Genomic DNA, 14,734 nt, shown 5'->3' with positions numbered 1-14,734 from the left:
GTTGTTTTTCATTACTCACTCAGTCATGTAGTTATCTACATTCTTTCGTTCGCAACTCAAACGCCTAGCGCTGAAACAAACTAACAGCGTCTAAATAGACGTGTATATCTTTGCTCTATCTTCTATCAAGTAATCTGTGTGAACACTCAACAAATATCAGTCAATCGTATAGGTAAGGAGGTGATCCAGCCCCAGGTTCCCCTAGGGCTACCTTGTTACGACTTCACCCCAGTCATGAACCACACCGTGGTAAACGCCCTCCCGAAGGTTAAGCTATCTACTTCTGGTGCAGCCCACTCCCATGGTGTGACGGGCGGTGTGTACAAGGCCCGGGAACGTATTCACCGTGGCATTCTGATCCACGATTACTAGCGATTCCGACTTCATGGAGTCGAGTTGCAGACTCCAATCCGGACTACGACCGGCTTTGTGAGATTAGCTCCACCTCGCGGCTTCGCAACCCTCTGTACCGACCATTGTAGCACGTGTGTAGCCCTACTCGTAAGGGCCATGATGACTTGACGTCGTCCCCACCTTCCTCCGGTTTATCACCGGCAGTCTCCCTAAAGTTCCCGGCATTACCCGCTGGCAAGTAAGGATAAGGGTTGCGCTCGTTGCGGGACTTAACCCAACATTTCACAACACGAGCTGACGACAGCCATGCAGCACCTGTCTCAGAGTTCCCGAAGGCACCAATCCATCTCTGGAAAGTTCTCTGGATGTCAAGAGTAGGTAAGGTTCTTCGCGTTGCATCGAATTAAACCACATGCTCCACCGCTTGTGCGGGCCCCCGTCAATTCATTTGAGTTTTAACCTTGCGGCCGTACTCCCCAGGCGGTCTACTTAATGCGTTAGCTTGAGAACCCAGTGTTCAAGACACCAAATTCCGAGTAGACATCGTTTACGGCGTGGACTACCAGGGTATCTAATCCTGTTTGCTCCCCACGCTTTCGTACCTGAGCGTCAGTCTTTGTCCAGGGGGCCGCCTTCGCCACCGGTATTCCTTCAGATCTCTACGCATTTCACCGCTACACCTGAAATTCTACCCCCCTCTACAAGACTCTAGTTGACCAGTTCGAAATGCAGTTCCCAGGTTAAGCCCGGGGCTTTCACATCTCGCTTAATCAACCGCCTGCGTACGCTTTACGCCCAGTAATTCCGATTAACGCTTGCACCCCTCGTATTACCGCGGCTGCTGGCACGAAGTTAGCCGGTGCTTCTTCTGCGAGTAACGTCACAGCTAACGGGTATTAACCGTTAACCTTTCCTCCTCGCTGAAAGTGCTTTACAACCCGAAGGCCTTCTTCACACACGCGGCATGGCTGCATCAGGCTTGCGCCCATTGTGCAATATTCCCCACTGCTGCCTCCCGTAGGAGTCTGGGCCGTGTCTCAGTCCCAGTGTGGCTGATCATCCTCTCAGAACAGCTAGGGATCGTCGCCTAGGTGAGCCATTACCTCACCTACTAGCTAATCCCACCTAGGTACATCCAATCGCAGAAGGTCCGAAGATCCCCTCTTTTCCCCCGTAGGGCGTATGCGGTATTAGCAGTCGTTTCCAACTGTTATCCCCCTCGACTGGGCAGTTCCCTAGGCATTACTCACCCGTCCGCCGCTCGTCAGCAAAGAAAGCAAGCTTTCTTCCTGTTACCGCTCGACTTGCATGTGTTAGGCCTGCCGCCAGCGTTCAATCTGAGCCATGATCAAACTCTTCAATTAAAAGTTTTTGTGGACCTAAGTCCGACTCAATGAATTCTGATTCATCACTTAGACTCGGAAGAATCTAAGGATGTTTGTACATATTGCTATGAACACTCATCGTTGCATTGAGATTTAAATCGTTTTCGATTAACTCAATACCTGTGAGTGTCCACACAGATTACTTGATAAATTGTTAAAGAGCGTTAGCACACCCCGGTGATTCCCGAGTGGCTAGGGCTGCGTATTCTACGCAATCCCTTGTTCGCGTCAAGCAGTTTTTGCAAACTTTTTGAGGCTTCACTTTTCAGTGACTGACTACCTTATCGCCTTAGCTACCAAGTGTTTCGACGCTGCGTTGTCTGCTTTGCCGTGTCAGTGGATGCGCATTATAGGCAGTTCTAATTTGGGCGCAAGGGCTTTTTCAAGGATTGGCGATCGCAAGTCGATCTTTTAATCGCTTCGTTGAATTAAGAAACAAAATGAGGGGAAATCACACAAAATGGATCTAGATCTCGCAATATCAAAGGCCGCTAAAGTTCGTTTTTTCATCAATATGCTAGTGTAATTGCTAATAATTCATTACCATATACGAGCTGTTAACAGTTAATTATCAATTCCTCAGAGAACCTATTATATGCAAAAGCCATTTCTTATTGTTTTGATTGTCGCCATCCTGGGCGCATTGGCAATATCTCAGTTCACACCAGAGCTTTATTCAGCGGTCGCATTTTTTACTGGTGCTATTATTGCGAGTGTTATTTTTACACTTCAGTCATCTCCCGCTAACGCTACCGGAGGCGACACTTATACAGGACCCACAATGACACTCTATGTAGGCAACCTGCCTTACCGTGTGCACGAAGGTGAAGTGAAAGAGTTATTTGGCAAGTATGGTCCTGTTAGCTCGGTCAGATTGGTTCGCGATCGCAAGACAGGACGTCGTAAGGGTTTCGGCTTTATCGAGATGTCAGAGGCGGGTGCCAAGAAGGCGATGACCAAACTAAACGAATTCGAGTTCCAGGAACGCACCCTCAAGGTTCGTGAAGCTAAGTCGCAAGACGCAGAGAAAAACGAAGCAGCACAGGCCAGCTAAATTTAACCCGGCTTAATTGATATTAATTTGATATTAGAAAGTCAGCTTATATTTAGCAGCGTCATAACCTAGCTGCCTATTGGCATCAGGCTATCGCGAAAAGCGGTAGCCGATCTGAATCCCCAGGCAGCTAAGGTCTTCCTTAATCCCTCGGAAATACTATCTGTCGTGTAAAGCGCCTGACTCTTACCTATCTCTCCACTCATGCTCGGCTCGAGCAGGCTCACCACCCTAGCCGCAATAGCGTTGGATGAATCTAATAGATGCACGCCCTCACCCAAGTAGCTTTGCAGCTCCTCTCTTAGAATCGGAAAGTGAGTACAGCCGAGGATCAGGGTGTCTAACCCGGATGCTTTGATTGGTGCGAGGATATGATGCAGGGCCTCGCTATCCACAGGCCGCTGCGCCATCTTATCCTCGGCCAGATAGACCAGCTCGGAGGAGCCAAATCTGTCCACGCGACAATCACTGGCAAACTGATCGATAAGATCTTGGGTGTATTGGCGATTGACAGTACCGGGCGTTGCCAATAGCCCAAGGTGTTTCTTCTGTGATAACACCGCCGCGGGCTTGATAGCCGGAACGACGCCGACCACGGGCACCTTCAGGCAGGCTCTTAACGCTGGCAATATAAGTGTGCTGGCACTGTTACAGGCCACGACCACGATATCCGCCTGGCACTGAATAACCGCCTGGCTAATTAAGGTCACGCAACCTTGGATCAGCTCCTGCTCGTCGAGTTCGCCATAGGGTAGCCTGGCATTGTCAAACAGATAACAGTAGTTCTCACTGGGAAGCTGCTCTCGCACCGCCGCCAATATCGACAGGCCGCCTACCCCAGAATCGAACACGAGTATATTTGCTGACAAATTGGCTCTCCCATCATAGAAACGCAGACACACTAAAGGGGCGATTTTTTCACATTCGCGATAAAAGCTAAAGCCATAGGCCTCACAATTGGCTTTTATGGCAGCTTAATCCGCCGGGAAAGTCCGCTACAATGTTAGCCAACCCCTAGACATCAACGACAAGTAGTATACTATTTGCGCCCCCAGAGACAGTAACGGTGTTAAGAAATGAATGTAGACGCAATGGATCCCCAGCAATATGACGCACAACTCGATGTGAAGCGTCAGAAACTAGCCCAGCTATTTGCCGACTTCGAGACACCCGAACTGGAAGTGTTTGCCTCACAGAAAGCCCACTACCGCATGCGCGCCGAGTTCCGCGTCTGGCATGAGGGTGAGGATCTCTACTATTACATGTTCGATAAGGCGCAGAACCAGAAGATACGCTGCGAGCAGTTCTTACCGGCAAGTCAGTTGATCAACGACATGATGCCAGAGCTTATGGCGGCGCTGCGTCCTAACCCAGTCCTGAGACATAAGCTGTTCCAGGTGGATTTTCTCTCTACCCTCAGCGGAGAGATCTTAGTGTCACTCCTGTACCACAAGCAGCTCGATGCCCAGTGGCAAGAGGAAGCTCAGGCGCTGAAACAGTCACTGTCGAGCAAGTTCAAGGTGGACATCATAGGCCGCGCTCGTAAGCAGAAGCTGGTGATGGATCGCGACTTCGTTATCGAATCCCTACCCGTCAACGGCAAACAGCTTACCTACAAGCAGGTCGAGAACAGCTTTACTCAGCCTAACGGCGAGGTGGCGATCAAGATGCTCGAGTGGGCCATAGACATCACCCGCAATAGCAGTGGTGACCTGTTGGAGCTCTACTGCGGCAACGGTAACTTCTCTATCGCCCTGGCACAGAACTTCAACCGCGTGCTCGCTACCGAACTGGCCAAGCCATCTGTGGACTCGGCCCAGTACAACATAGAAGCGAACCAGATAGATAATCTGCAGATCATCCGTATGTCGGCGGAAGACTTTACCGATGCGCTGGCCAAGAAGCGCAGCTTCAGACGCTTAGAAGGTGTGGATCTGGACAGCTATGACTGCAACACCATCTTCGTCGACCCGCCAAGAGCAGGCTTAGATGATAATACCCTGTCTATGGTGCAGGGCTACGAGCGTATTCTCTATATCTCTTGTAATCCCAATACCCTGCTGGACAACCTCAAGGTGTTAGACAAGACCCATAAGATCACCCGCTTCGCGCTGTTCGACCAGTTCCCTTATACAGATCATATGGAATCTGGCGTCCTGCTGGAACGTCGTTAATCGGCTAGCTATAAGTCAAACAGTAAAAAAGGGCCCGATGGCCCTTTTTTTGTTGCTCGCTTGTCCGATTTATTACCGGCTATTTATTACCAGCTAACGGTGTTCCATCTTCTGCTGCAGGGACTCGGCGCCCTTAGCCACCATGCGCAGCTGGATAACCAGGCGATCCGCCAATATCTTGCGATCGACCCGCTTCATATCCAGCGCCGCGGCGCCAGCATTGAAGACTAAAGTCACTAGGGCCTCCGCCTGGGCTCTTGCCAGTTCGGGGGTGCGCTTGGTGGTCGCCTCGGTATAGTGCGCCAACTCAGAGATGAAGTGTTCTATCTCTCTCGCCACCGCCGCACGAAACGGCGCCGAGGTGCCCGAACGCTCGTGCAACAAGATACGAAAGACGTTGGGGTTAGACTCCAAGACTTCCATAAAAGTATCGACTGAGATGCGAATCACGCTGCCGCCGGCCTCGGCGCGTTGACGTCCTTTGCGCATCATCTGCCTCAGGGTCAGGCCGCCCTCATCCACCATGGTGAGCCCCAGCTCGTTCATATCCTTAAAGTGACGATAGAAGGAGGTTGGCGCTATGTTGGCCTCGCGAGCCACTTCCCGCAAACTCAGGCTAGAAAAACTGCGTTCGGCACTTAATTGATTAAATGCCGCATCGACCAAGGCGCGACGCGTTTTTTCTTTTTGCTGTGCTCTGATACCCATCATGATGAATCCACTAGATAAAACTCAATCTGGCAATCATACCTTCTTTGAGGCAAAAACGCAGCCCGCCTTGACCTGCTCCATTAAGTCAGTAGAATTGGCTTACAGCTGTACGCTCAACGAAGAGAACCTGGACATTATAATGAAAAAGCCTCCCCTCATCTGGACCAACATTTTACTCTTTGCCATCACCTTCTTAGGTGCTGTCATCCTGGTGCCTTGGTATGGCATCACCTATGGCTATGGCATGGCAGAATGGGTTGCCTTTGTCGGCCTCGCCTTCGCCAGCGGCCTGTCGATAACCGCCGGATATCATAGGCTCTGGTCACATCGCACCTACAAGGCACACTGGTCGGTACGTTTTCTGTTTGCCTTGGGCGGCGCCCTGGCTCTGCAGAACAGCGCCCTGCACTGGTCTTCGGATCATCGCATCCATCATAAGCATGTGGATGACAACGACAAAGACCCCTATTCGGCTAACATGGGTTTCTGGTACAGCCATATCGGTTGGATGCTTAGGGAGTATCAGGCGCAGCGTTATCACGATTATAAGAACGTGCGTGATCTGCAGAATGAGAAAATTGTGATGTGGCAGCACAAATATTATCTGCCGCTTCTCATCATCATGAACATAGGCCTGCCGGCGCTACTAGGCTGGCTTAATGGCGATATCTGGGCCATGTTGCTAATGGCGGGCCTGCTGCGTCTGGTGGTCGTTCACCACTGCACCTTCTTCATCAACTCGCTGGCCCACATCTGGGGCAGCCAGCCCTACACAGACAAAAACACGGCGCGTGACAACGGCGTGCTGGCACTGTTTACCTATGGCGAGGGCTATCATAACTTCCACCACATCTTCGAGAACGACTATCGCAACGGCATTCTCTGGTGGCACTATGATCCCACCAAATGGCTGATCAACGCCATGGCCTGGACCGGGCTGGCCAACAACCTCAGGGTCACGCCACAGGAGCGGATCGAGAGCGCCAAGCTGCAGATGCAACTGAAGAAGGCGCAGCATAAGGTCACACAGCTGGCCAACCATGAAGAGATCCTCGAAAAGATCCATACGGAATATGAGCTACTCAAGACCCATATTGCCGATTACTATCAGGCCCATAAGGAGCTGCTGGAAGCCAAGCGCAAACAGCTGACCACACATCAGCTGATGCAGCAGGTAGAGCACCTGAAGCAGGAACTCCTGGCACGCCAGAAGCAGTGGAAGTCCCTCACCACAGGCTTTGCCTAATCCGATCTCGAAAGAGCCACCCCCGGGGTGGCTTTTTTACACCCTGAAATAAACAGGAATGATAACGGCCTCCCGCCCTTCACATCTAATACCAATCACACTAAGTAAGTGAGCAGAGATAGCGCAGGAAAAACGCTTGAGAACAAAGCAGAATTTTTAGATAAGTAGTTATTCTACAATTAAAAATACTAATGCCGTTATTGAGCGTTTTAACAAACTAGCATGATCAGTTATTTATTACGATTGGTATAACACGTCAGGCGATTGAAGTGGCGCACCTATGGGTCTATCATGAGCGGCTCTCCACTTCATCCAGAGATAGTTTGCGGTTATGTCAGCAGAAAAGATTAAACTCACCGAATACAGCCATGGCGCTGGCTGTGGTTGCAAGATTTCACCTAAGGTACTGGGCACCATACTCGCCTCTCAGCTACCCAGCTTTGACGACCCCAACATCCTGGTAGGCAATCAGACTCGCGATGATGCCGCCGTTTACCGACTCAACGATGAGACAGGCATCATCAGCACCACAGACTTCTTCATGCCGATCGTGGATGACCCCTTTACCTTCGGGCGTATTGCCGCCACCAATGCCATCAGCGATATCTACGCCATGGGCGGCACTCCTATGATGGCCATCGCTATTTTGGGCTGGCCGGTCAACGTCTTACCTGCCGAGATCGCCCAGCAGGTGGTCGATGGCGGACGCCAGGCCTGTAAGGATGCCGGCATCATGTTGGCAGGCGGCCACAGTATCGATGCGCCCGAGCCTATCTTCGGCCTCGCCGTGACCGGACAGATCCCTTTAGACGAGCTTAAGCAGAACGATACCGCCAAGGCGGGCGACAGGCTGTTCCTAACCAAGCCTCTGGGTATCGGCATTCTAACCACGGCGCAGAAACAGAAGAAGCTGGCAGACGAGGATATCGACATCGCACCGGGTGCCATGTGCCAGCTCAACAAGATTGGAGCGGCAATTGCCAAGATCCCGGGCGTAACCGCCATGACAGATGTCACCGGCTTTGGCCTAGCTGGCCACCTGATCGAGATGTGCCAGGGCGCCACGCTGGCGGCCAAGATAGACCTGAATGCCCTGCCCATGCTGCCAAAGGCGATGGATTACCTCAGGCTCGGCTGTATCCCCGGCGGCACCCATAGAAACTACGACAGCTATGGCGAACACCTGCCAGAAGTGAACGACGAGCAGAAAGCCCTGCTGTGCGACCCACAAACCAGCGGCGGTTTGCTGATAGCCGTATCTAACAGCCATGAGGCCGAGCTACTGGCTCTGCTGGAAAAAGAGGGACTGCCGACCCAATGCATCGGCCACTTAGCGCCGCAAACTGAGTCGCAGCCACTGGTCGAGCTGATCTAATGGGTAATCATCAATTGGCTAACGTCATTCCGGCAAGCGAATATGGCCGTATCCTTGCCAGCGGCCATCCCATCATGGATGTGCGTGCGCCGATAGAGTTCACCAAGGGCGCCTTTCCCGCCAGCAGCAACCATCCCCTGATGCGCGACGATGAGCGGCAGAAGGTGGGCACCTGCTATAAGGAACATGGCCAGGATGCCGCCATCGCCCTGGGCCACTCTCTGGTGTGTGGCGAGGTCAAACAGCAGCGCGTCGACGCCTGGCTTGCCTATCTCGACGCCCATCCAGACGCCTACCTCTATTGCTTTCGCGGCGGCCTGCGCTCACAACTGACCCAGCAATGGCTGGCCGAGGCTGGCAGAGACGTCCCCTATATCCAGGGCGGCTACAAGGCGATGCGCCAATACCTGATCGACACCATAGACAGGGCGCCAGAGGTGAAACCTATGCTGATCCTCAGCGGCATCACAGGCAGCGGTAAGACAGACTTTCTGTTGCAGCGCCAGGAAGCAGTAGATCTCGAAGGGCTGGCCCATCACAGGGGATCCAGCTTCGGCCGCTATCACGAGGGCCAGCCGACGCAGATCAACTTCGAAAACAGTCTGGGCGTCGCCCTGCTCAGACACCAACAGAGCCCGGCGAGAATCCTGCTGTTAGAAGATGAGAGCTACCTTATCGGACGCTCGGCGCTGCCCAAGGCCTTCTACATGGGAATGCAAGCCGCCAGCGTGGTCATCTTGGAGGAACCGCTGGAGGCAAGGCTGACACGTCTGCTGGACGAGTATGTCCACAAGATGCATCGAGGCTATGTCAAGCGTCTGGGCGAGGAGGCAGGCTTTGGGGCATTTGCCGAGTACCTGGCCAACAGCATCAGTGGCATCAAGAAACGCCTGGGTGGTAAGCAGCACGATGAGCTGCAGCAGATGATCACAGACGCGTTAGCCGTACAGATGCAACGCGGCGATACCCAGGGGCACCTCGAATGGATCGCCCTGCTGCTGAGCAAGTATTACGATCCCATGTATCAGTATCAGATTGGCAAGAAGGCTGACAGGGTGATCTTCCAGGGCGACCATCAAGCAATGCACCAGTGGCTGGATGAATACGCCACTCGCTAGCAAACAAAAGCCAGGCATCTGCCTGGCTTTTCGCTAATTAATCTCAAGCAGCAACCTACTAGGATGCGGGCAACATGGCCTCGACCCGCTCGCGCAGCAGATGGCGGTTAGCCTCTGTGCCCGACACCACATCATCCAGATCCACGGAGATCTTAGACCAGAAGCGCTTTGGCCTGGTACTCAGGGCATGGCCATCCTTGTGGCTGAAATAGGAACCCCATAGGCCGTTAAGAGCCATGGGGATAACAGGCACGGGGTCGCGGGCGAGGATCTTGTCGATACCGGGGCGGAACTCACCCAGCTCACCGTTAGGCGTCAGACGCCCTTCGGGGAAGATACACACCAGCTCGCCATCGGCCAGCGCCTGATGGATAGACTCGAACGCCTGGTTATAGGTGGCCTCACTCTGACGCGGCGAACAGATGGGGATCACCCCCGCATGACGAAACAGATACTTGAGCAGCGGCATCTCGCTGATAGATTTATCCATCACGAAACGGATCGGACGGGTCGAGGCGCCCATGATGATCAAGGCATCCACATAGCTCACATGGTTGCACACTATGATACCGGCACCTTCGCTAGGCAGCTTGTCGCGGCCGGTCACCGTAACGCGATACAAAATATGGCTCAGCAGGTAACTGACAAATCTCTGGGTAAACTCGGGCACCTGACTATAGACATAGAGGGCGACGACGGCATTGAGCAGCGCCAGCAACAGGAAGAGTTCTGTGATCTGCCAGCCAAAAACCTCTAGCAGCAAGATAGACATGACCGCCGAGACCACCATGAACAGGGCGTTCATGATATTGTTCGCGGCGATCGCCTGGGCACACTCACCCCGGTCGGCACGGGACTGAATAAAGGCGTACAGGGGCACGATAAACAGACCGCCGCTCACCCCCACCATAAACAGGGCAAACATCACCCGATAGTGCTGTGACTCGGCGATAAAGCTGCTAAAGCTATAGATGGTCTCGGCCTGGACGGGCAACTCGGGCAGCGACCACAGCAGATCCACACCAAACAGAGTTAGCCCAGCCACGCCGAAGGGCAGCAGCCCCAGCTCCACATGGCCGAAGGAGAAGCGCTCACACAGGAAGGAGCCTGCGGCAATCCCGATAGAGAAGAGCGCCAACAGGAGTGAGACCACGGTAGCATCGGCGTGCAGATGCAACTTAGCAAAGTTGGGGAACTGGGTCAGATAGGTCGCCCCGAGGAACCAGAACCAACTGATCGCTAAGATAGCCATCCAGATACTCGGCGTCTTCCTCACCTTGGCGATGCTGCGCCAGGTGCCAGACAGAGGCGCGAAACGTATCTTAGTGACATTTCCCTGTGGCGGCATGGCAGGGATCGCGCGGCTGGCCAGATAGCCGGCAACGGCCAGCACAAACACGGTCGCCGCGGTAGCTATAATGCCCTTGTCGCTGGCCACCAGAAGCCCGGCACTGAGTGTGCCTATCAAGATCGACAAGAAGGTGCCCATCTCCACCCAGGCATTGCCCGTCACCAGCTCATCTTCCGCAAGCGCCTGAGGCAACAGCGAGTATTTGACCGGCCCAAAATAGGCAGACTGGCTACCGGTTAAGAAGAGCAACAACAACATCATCATGTAGCTCTGAGTCAAGATCGCCATGGCGGCGCAGGACATGATCACCAACTCGAGCTGCTTTAAGCGTCTGATCAATTTAGCCTTATCCATGTTATCTGCTACCACACCCGCGTGGGCGGAAAACAGGAAGAAAGGCAGGATAAACACGCCGGCGGCGAGGTTAACAAACAGGTTGACGCTGATGGGCAGGCTCTCTATCTGGCTGTAGGTCACCATCAGCAGCAGCACATTCTTGTAGATATTATCGTTGAGCGCGCCCAGACACTGGGTCGCAAAATAGGGGAAAAACCGCTTGGTTAACAACATAACGCCTCCTTGTGATAACCCAATCCTTTAAGTTGTACCGCGAGATGATGACTAATGGCCTGCTCAATACCGATCCCTGGGGCGAAGAGCTTATCGTCCAGCGCCAGACTCACCAGACCATGGACGCCGCCCCACAGGGCGCGGCTCGCCAGTAATAGTTGCTCGGCCGGAAGCTCGGGCAGCAGACGCGCCAGGCATGACTCAATCAGGCCGAACAGCTGCGCGATTAGCTGGGCATGGTGATCGCTCAGCCCCTGCTCCTCCGTCGCCTTTAGCTCGAAGATCAGCTGAAACGCCCTTGGCTGCGCGAAGGCAAATTGCTGATAGGCCGTGGCCATCGCCTCAAGCTGACTCGACTCAGACGCTTGGCTTTGACCGGCTTGCTCTTGAGAGGCATTTGCTTGACAAATTTGGGCTTTAGCAGCCAAGCGCTTATACAGTTCATCCAGGGTCTGCTCGGCAACCGCCAGCAATAAGCCCTGATAGCTGCCGAAGAGATTCACCAGGGTGCTGGGCACATAACCTATGGCCGCCGCCACCTTGCGCAGGCTCAGGCTATCGAGCGACTCGACCTCCAGGTGGCGCTGCACGGCGGCGGTTGCCATCGCCCGGATCTCATCATGAGTATGTTCTTTGCGTCTTGCCATCTCGGCTCCATCGCGCTGTCAATTTGTGCACAAGTTACCAGCAAGCAAAATAAAAAACAATGTTCATAATAAGATTATTTTTCACCGGGTAGATGAAAATTAGGATTTTATCGCTGGAGTATCATGAGGATCCTGTCTTCGCCCGGGCCGAAATAATCGGCCTCCAGCCCCTGCTCGACAAAGCCCAGCTTGGCGTAGAGGTGTCTGGCGGGATTCTCCGGCGCCACCGTGAGTTTCACCTGGGCCACACCATCTGGCAGCGCACTCAGAGACTCGGTGATCAGGCGCCTGCCTATGCCCTGCCCCTGAGCGGCATCATCGACGGCCACAGAGAGGATCCAGGCACAGTCGGCCTGTTCACTCCTGGCCAGCAAGATGTAACCGAGCAGGCGTTCAGCGTTATCGCAGGCGACAAGCAACCCGCTCGGCCAACAATCGAAGCTCTGACGAAAGAAAAAATCCGGGTAGGCATGGTCGCCAAAGAGCCCCTGCTCGAGACGATAGATCGCCGGCAGCTGAGTCTTACAAGCCGCCTCGACACTGATAAGATTAGGATTATTCACCGGTTAACAGCTCATCCCAGGGCAGGTGAGTCGAGCCCACGACGATGAAGTTGGGGTTCTCTAGTGATTCGCGCTCGTTGTAGCTCAACGGCTGCAACTCGAGATCCATTACCTGACCACCGGCCTCTTCGATGATGATCTGCGCCGCGCCTGTGTCCCACTCGCCGGTTGGGCCGATGCGCACATAGCAGTCGGCGCGGCCCTCTGCCACCAGGCAGCTCTTTAGCGCCGCACCGCCAAGCACCACGAGTTCACAATGCTTAGGATGATTGAAGAGCTTCAACACAGATTGAGGATCCTGACGGCGGCTCACCGCCAGACGCAGGCAGGGCTCATCGTCTTTGGTTAGCTGCTTGCTGGCGATACGCACCTCGCCCTTGCTGCTACGCTTGTAGGCACCCAGGCCTGCCACGGCATAGTAAACCACACCCGTCATGGGCACATAGACGATTCCCATGATGGGACGATTGTGCTCGACCAGGGCGATGATCACCGAGAAGTCGCCGCTACCGGCGATAAACTCACCCGTGCCATCGAGAGGGTCTACCAACCAGTAACGCTGCCAATCGGCGCGCTCGGAGAAAGGAATATCGGCATCTTCTTCAGAGAGGACGGGGATCTCTGGGGTAAGGCTGATTAGCTGGGAAGAGATGATCTCATGGGCCGCGATATCGGCAGAGGTCACCGGGGTATTGTCGGATTTCACCTCTTTGTCAAAACTGCCCTCGAGGTAGATCCCTTTGATGGCCTCACCCGCCTCGATGGCAATCGAAATCGCCTGCTCAACATACTCTTCTGGCTTCATCACAACTCCAACAGCCTACATCTGGCAATGCCTAATATGATAATTCGGTTTAACTACTTTAGTTTTAGATGTTTCTGTGCCAAAAACAAGGCGCTAACGCTTCGAGATTCGGAAAAATCATCTTCTAATAACAGCTCAGACCACTGGCTCAATGGCCAGCGTACCACCTCTATGGGTTCGGGCTCGTCACCCTGCAATCGACTCTCATACAGATCTTCGGCGACGAAGATCTGCATCTTGCTGGCAAAGTAGCCTGGCGCCAGGCTCAACTCCATCAGATGGGTCAGCTTACGCGCACCAAAACCTATCTCTTCCTGCAGCTCTCGGTTGGCCGCCTCCGCATGGGTCTCCCCGGGATCCACCAGGCCCTTGGGGAAACCCAGCTCATAGCTGTGGGTACCCGCCGCATATTCGCGTCCCAGCAATAGCTCCTCGCCATGCACAGGCACCACCATCACGGCGCCACGGGCATTGCCCTTCATGCGCTCATACTGGCGCTCGACCTGGTTCGAAAATTTTAAATGCACCTGCTCTATCTGAAACAGACGGCTCTGGGCAACAACTTCGGCATGTAGGATCTGCGGCTTTTTGTCCGGCATGAAACTTCCTGATAAAAATGGCGTTTGCTTAACCACTCAATCTTACTATGATGGGCCTAATCCACAACTCAAACCAAGGAATTTTTTTACTCGCTTTATGTTTCCCTGGAATAAGATAGATACCGTGCTGCTGGATATGGACGGCACCCTGTTGGATCTGCATTTCGACAACCATTTCTGGCTTAGCCTGGTGCCTCAGGCCTTGTGTGAACAAAGGCAGATCCCAAAGGCCGACGCCCAACAACTGGTGGAGGATGCCTACGCCAAGGTGTTCGGCACCCTGGAGTGGTATTGCCTTGAATATTGGCAACAGGAGCTGGATTTGGACATCCTGGCTTTACACCACACTCTGGTGGACAGGATCCAGCTGCGTCAGGACAGCATGCCCTTTCTCACCGCACTGGCCAGACACAGCAAGCGGCGCATCTTGGTCACCAACGCCCATCCCCACAGCCTGGCGCTGAAACTCGAGCATACAGAGCTGGCTAAGGGACTCGATGAGATGCTCTCGAGTCACGCCACCGGCTATCCCAAGGAACACCCACAATTTTGGCGTCACCTGTTTAATCAGTTCTCCTTGGATCCCAGCCGTTGCCTGTTTATCGACGACAGCGAGCCCATACTACAGGCGGCCAAGCAGGCTGGCGTCGGCTACCAGCTGGGGATCAAAAATCCCGACAGCCAGAAGCCTCACAAGCAGTTTGCCGACTTCCCGGCCATCGACGATTATCATCATCTGCTGCTCTCACTTGAGCAGACGCAACTCGGCTAATCAATCACGC

13 protein-coding genes and 1 rRNA gene are annotated in these 14,734 nt (G+C 53.7%); 6 read left to right on the top strand and 8 right to left on the bottom strand.

The window, feature by feature from the left end; all coding sequences use genetic code 11:
* Positions 1-173: 173 nt before the first annotated feature.
* Positions 174-1,718: ribosomal RNA gene (locus K0I31_RS00705) — 16S ribosomal RNA — on the bottom strand.
* 616 nt (positions 1,719-2,334) lie between these two features.
* Here K0I31_RS00705 and K0I31_RS00700 point away from each other — a divergent pair.
* Positions 2,335-2,793 carry an RNA recognition motif domain-containing protein gene (locus tag K0I31_RS00700; protein ID WP_220079600.1) on the top strand — a complete coding sequence of 153 codons (459 nt, stop codon included), beginning with the start codon at positions 2,335-2,337 and terminating at the stop codon, positions 2,791-2,793.
* A gap of 68 nt (positions 2,794-2,861) precedes the next feature.
* Here the strand turns inward: K0I31_RS00700 and murI are convergent, their stop codons facing one another.
* Positions 2,862-3,662, bottom strand: coding sequence for a glutamate racemase (murI, locus tag K0I31_RS00695; RefSeq protein WP_220079599.1), 801 nt, complete (start codon positions 3,660-3,662; stop codon positions 2,862-2,864).
* A 207-nt stretch (positions 3,663-3,869) separates the two neighbouring features.
* On the opposite strand from murI, the gene trmA reads away from it, so the two are divergent.
* The gene (trmA, locus tag K0I31_RS00690; protein WP_220079598.1) at positions 3,870-4,967 is read left to right on the top strand and encodes a tRNA (uridine(54)-C5)-methyltransferase TrmA; all 1,098 of its coding nucleotides are present in this window, start codon (positions 3,870-3,872) and stop codon (positions 4,965-4,967) included.
* A 93-nt stretch (positions 4,968-5,060) separates the two neighbouring features.
* Here the strand turns inward: trmA and fabR are convergent, their stop codons facing one another.
* Positions 5,061-5,675, bottom strand: coding sequence for an HTH-type transcriptional repressor FabR (gene fabR / locus K0I31_RS00685; RefSeq protein WP_041406854.1), 615 nt, complete (start codon positions 5,673-5,675; stop codon positions 5,061-5,063).
* Positions 5,676-5,817: 142 nt separating this feature from the next.
* Between fabR and K0I31_RS00680 the strand changes: the two genes are divergently transcribed.
* From K0I31_RS00680 to mnmH, 3 genes are all read left to right on the top strand, one after another.
* On the top strand, positions 5,818-6,924 hold the full coding sequence (locus K0I31_RS00680) for a fatty acid desaturase (RefSeq protein ID WP_220079597.1): 1,107 nt from the start codon (positions 5,818-5,820) through the stop codon (positions 6,922-6,924).
* Between the two features lie 331 nt (positions 6,925-7,255).
* Positions 7,256-8,299: a selenide, water dikinase SelD gene (selD, locus tag K0I31_RS00675; protein WP_220079596.1), complete on the top strand. Its 1,044-nt coding sequence runs from the start codon at positions 7,256-7,258 to the stop codon at positions 8,297-8,299.
* A complete protein-coding gene (mnmH, locus tag K0I31_RS00670; protein WP_434086905.1) occupies positions 8,299-9,417 on the top strand; it encodes a tRNA 2-selenouridine(34) synthase MnmH in 1,119 nt (372 codons plus the stop codon). Before selD ends, mnmH begins: the two co-directional genes overlap by 1 nt.
* A gap of 58 nt (positions 9,418-9,475) precedes the next feature.
* Here the strand turns inward: mnmH and K0I31_RS00665 are convergent, their stop codons facing one another.
* The 5 genes from K0I31_RS00665 to nudE form a co-directional block, all read right to left on the bottom strand.
* Positions 9,476-11,338, bottom strand: a complete 1,863-nt coding sequence (locus K0I31_RS00665; protein WP_220079595.1) for an MFS transporter — start codon at positions 11,336-11,338, stop codon at positions 9,476-9,478.
* Positions 11,329-11,985, bottom strand: a complete 657-nt coding sequence (locus tag K0I31_RS00660) for a TetR/AcrR family transcriptional regulator (protein ID WP_220079594.1) — start codon at positions 11,983-11,985, stop codon at positions 11,329-11,331. Before K0I31_RS00660 ends, K0I31_RS00665 begins: the two co-directional genes overlap by 10 nt.
* A gap of 107 nt (positions 11,986-12,092) precedes the next feature.
* Positions 12,093-12,548, bottom strand: a complete 456-nt coding sequence (locus K0I31_RS00655; protein ID WP_220079593.1) for a GNAT family N-acetyltransferase — start codon at positions 12,546-12,548, stop codon at positions 12,093-12,095.
* Positions 12,541-13,353, bottom strand: a complete 813-nt coding sequence (gene cysQ, locus K0I31_RS00650; RefSeq protein WP_220079592.1) for a 3'(2'),5'-bisphosphate nucleotidase CysQ — start codon at positions 13,351-13,353, stop codon at positions 12,541-12,543. The genes K0I31_RS00655 and cysQ overlap by 8 nt, the downstream gene beginning before the upstream one ends.
* Before the next feature lie 53 nt (positions 13,354-13,406).
* Entirely contained in the window at positions 13,407-13,952 is a 546-nt protein-coding gene (gene nudE, locus K0I31_RS00645; protein WP_011863938.1) for an ADP compounds hydrolase NudE, read from the bottom strand.
* A gap of 97 nt (positions 13,953-14,049) precedes the next feature.
* Between nudE and yrfG the strand changes: the two genes are divergently transcribed.
* Complete coding sequence (yrfG, locus tag K0I31_RS00640; RefSeq protein WP_220079591.1) at positions 14,050-14,724, top strand: GMP/IMP nucleotidase; 675 nt, start codon at positions 14,050-14,052, stop codon at positions 14,722-14,724.
* Positions 14,725-14,734: the final 10 nt, after the last annotated feature.

This window comes from Shewanella spartinae, from assembly GCF_019457555.1.
Lineage (GTDB): Bacteria > Pseudomonadota > Gammaproteobacteria > Enterobacterales > Shewanellaceae > Shewanella > Shewanella loihica.
This window is presented reverse-complemented; position numbering and strand designations above follow the sequence as displayed.

Bases quoted from the DNA above. Each gene is read 5' to 3' on its own strand.
- K0I31_RS00700 (WP_220079600.1), top strand. From the start codon at position 2,335: ATGCAAAAGCCATTTCTTATTGTTTTGATTGTCGCCATCCTGGGCGCA.
- trmA (WP_220079598.1), top strand. From the start codon at position 3,870: ATGAATGTAGACGCAATGGATCCCCAGCAATATGACGCACAACTCGAT.
- fabR (WP_041406854.1), bottom strand. From the start codon at position 5,675: ATGGGTATCAGAGCACAGCAAAAAGAAAAAACGCGTCGCGCCTTGGTC.
- K0I31_RS00680 (WP_220079597.1), top strand. From the start codon at position 5,818: ATGAAAAAGCCTCCCCTCATCTGGACCAACATTTTACTCTTTGCCATC.
- selD (WP_220079596.1), top strand. From the start codon at position 7,256: ATGTCAGCAGAAAAGATTAAACTCACCGAATACAGCCATGGCGCTGGC.
- mnmH (WP_434086905.1), top strand. From the start codon at position 8,299: ATGGGTAATCATCAATTGGCTAACGTCATTCCGGCAAGCGAATATGGC.
- K0I31_RS00665 (WP_220079595.1), bottom strand. From the start codon at position 11,338: ATGTTGTTAACCAAGCGGTTTTTCCCCTATTTTGCGACCCAGTGTCTG.
- K0I31_RS00660 (WP_220079594.1), bottom strand. From the start codon at position 11,985: ATGGCAAGACGCAAAGAACATACTCATGATGAGATCCGGGCGATGGCA.
- cysQ (WP_220079592.1), bottom strand. From the start codon at position 13,353: ATGAAGCCAGAAGAGTATGTTGAGCAGGCGATTTCGATTGCCATCGAG.
- nudE (WP_011863938.1), bottom strand. From the start codon at position 13,952: ATGCCGGACAAAAAGCCGCAGATCCTACATGCCGAAGTTGTTGCCCAG.
- yrfG (WP_220079591.1), top strand. From the start codon at position 14,050: ATGTTTCCCTGGAATAAGATAGATACCGTGCTGCTGGATATGGACGGC.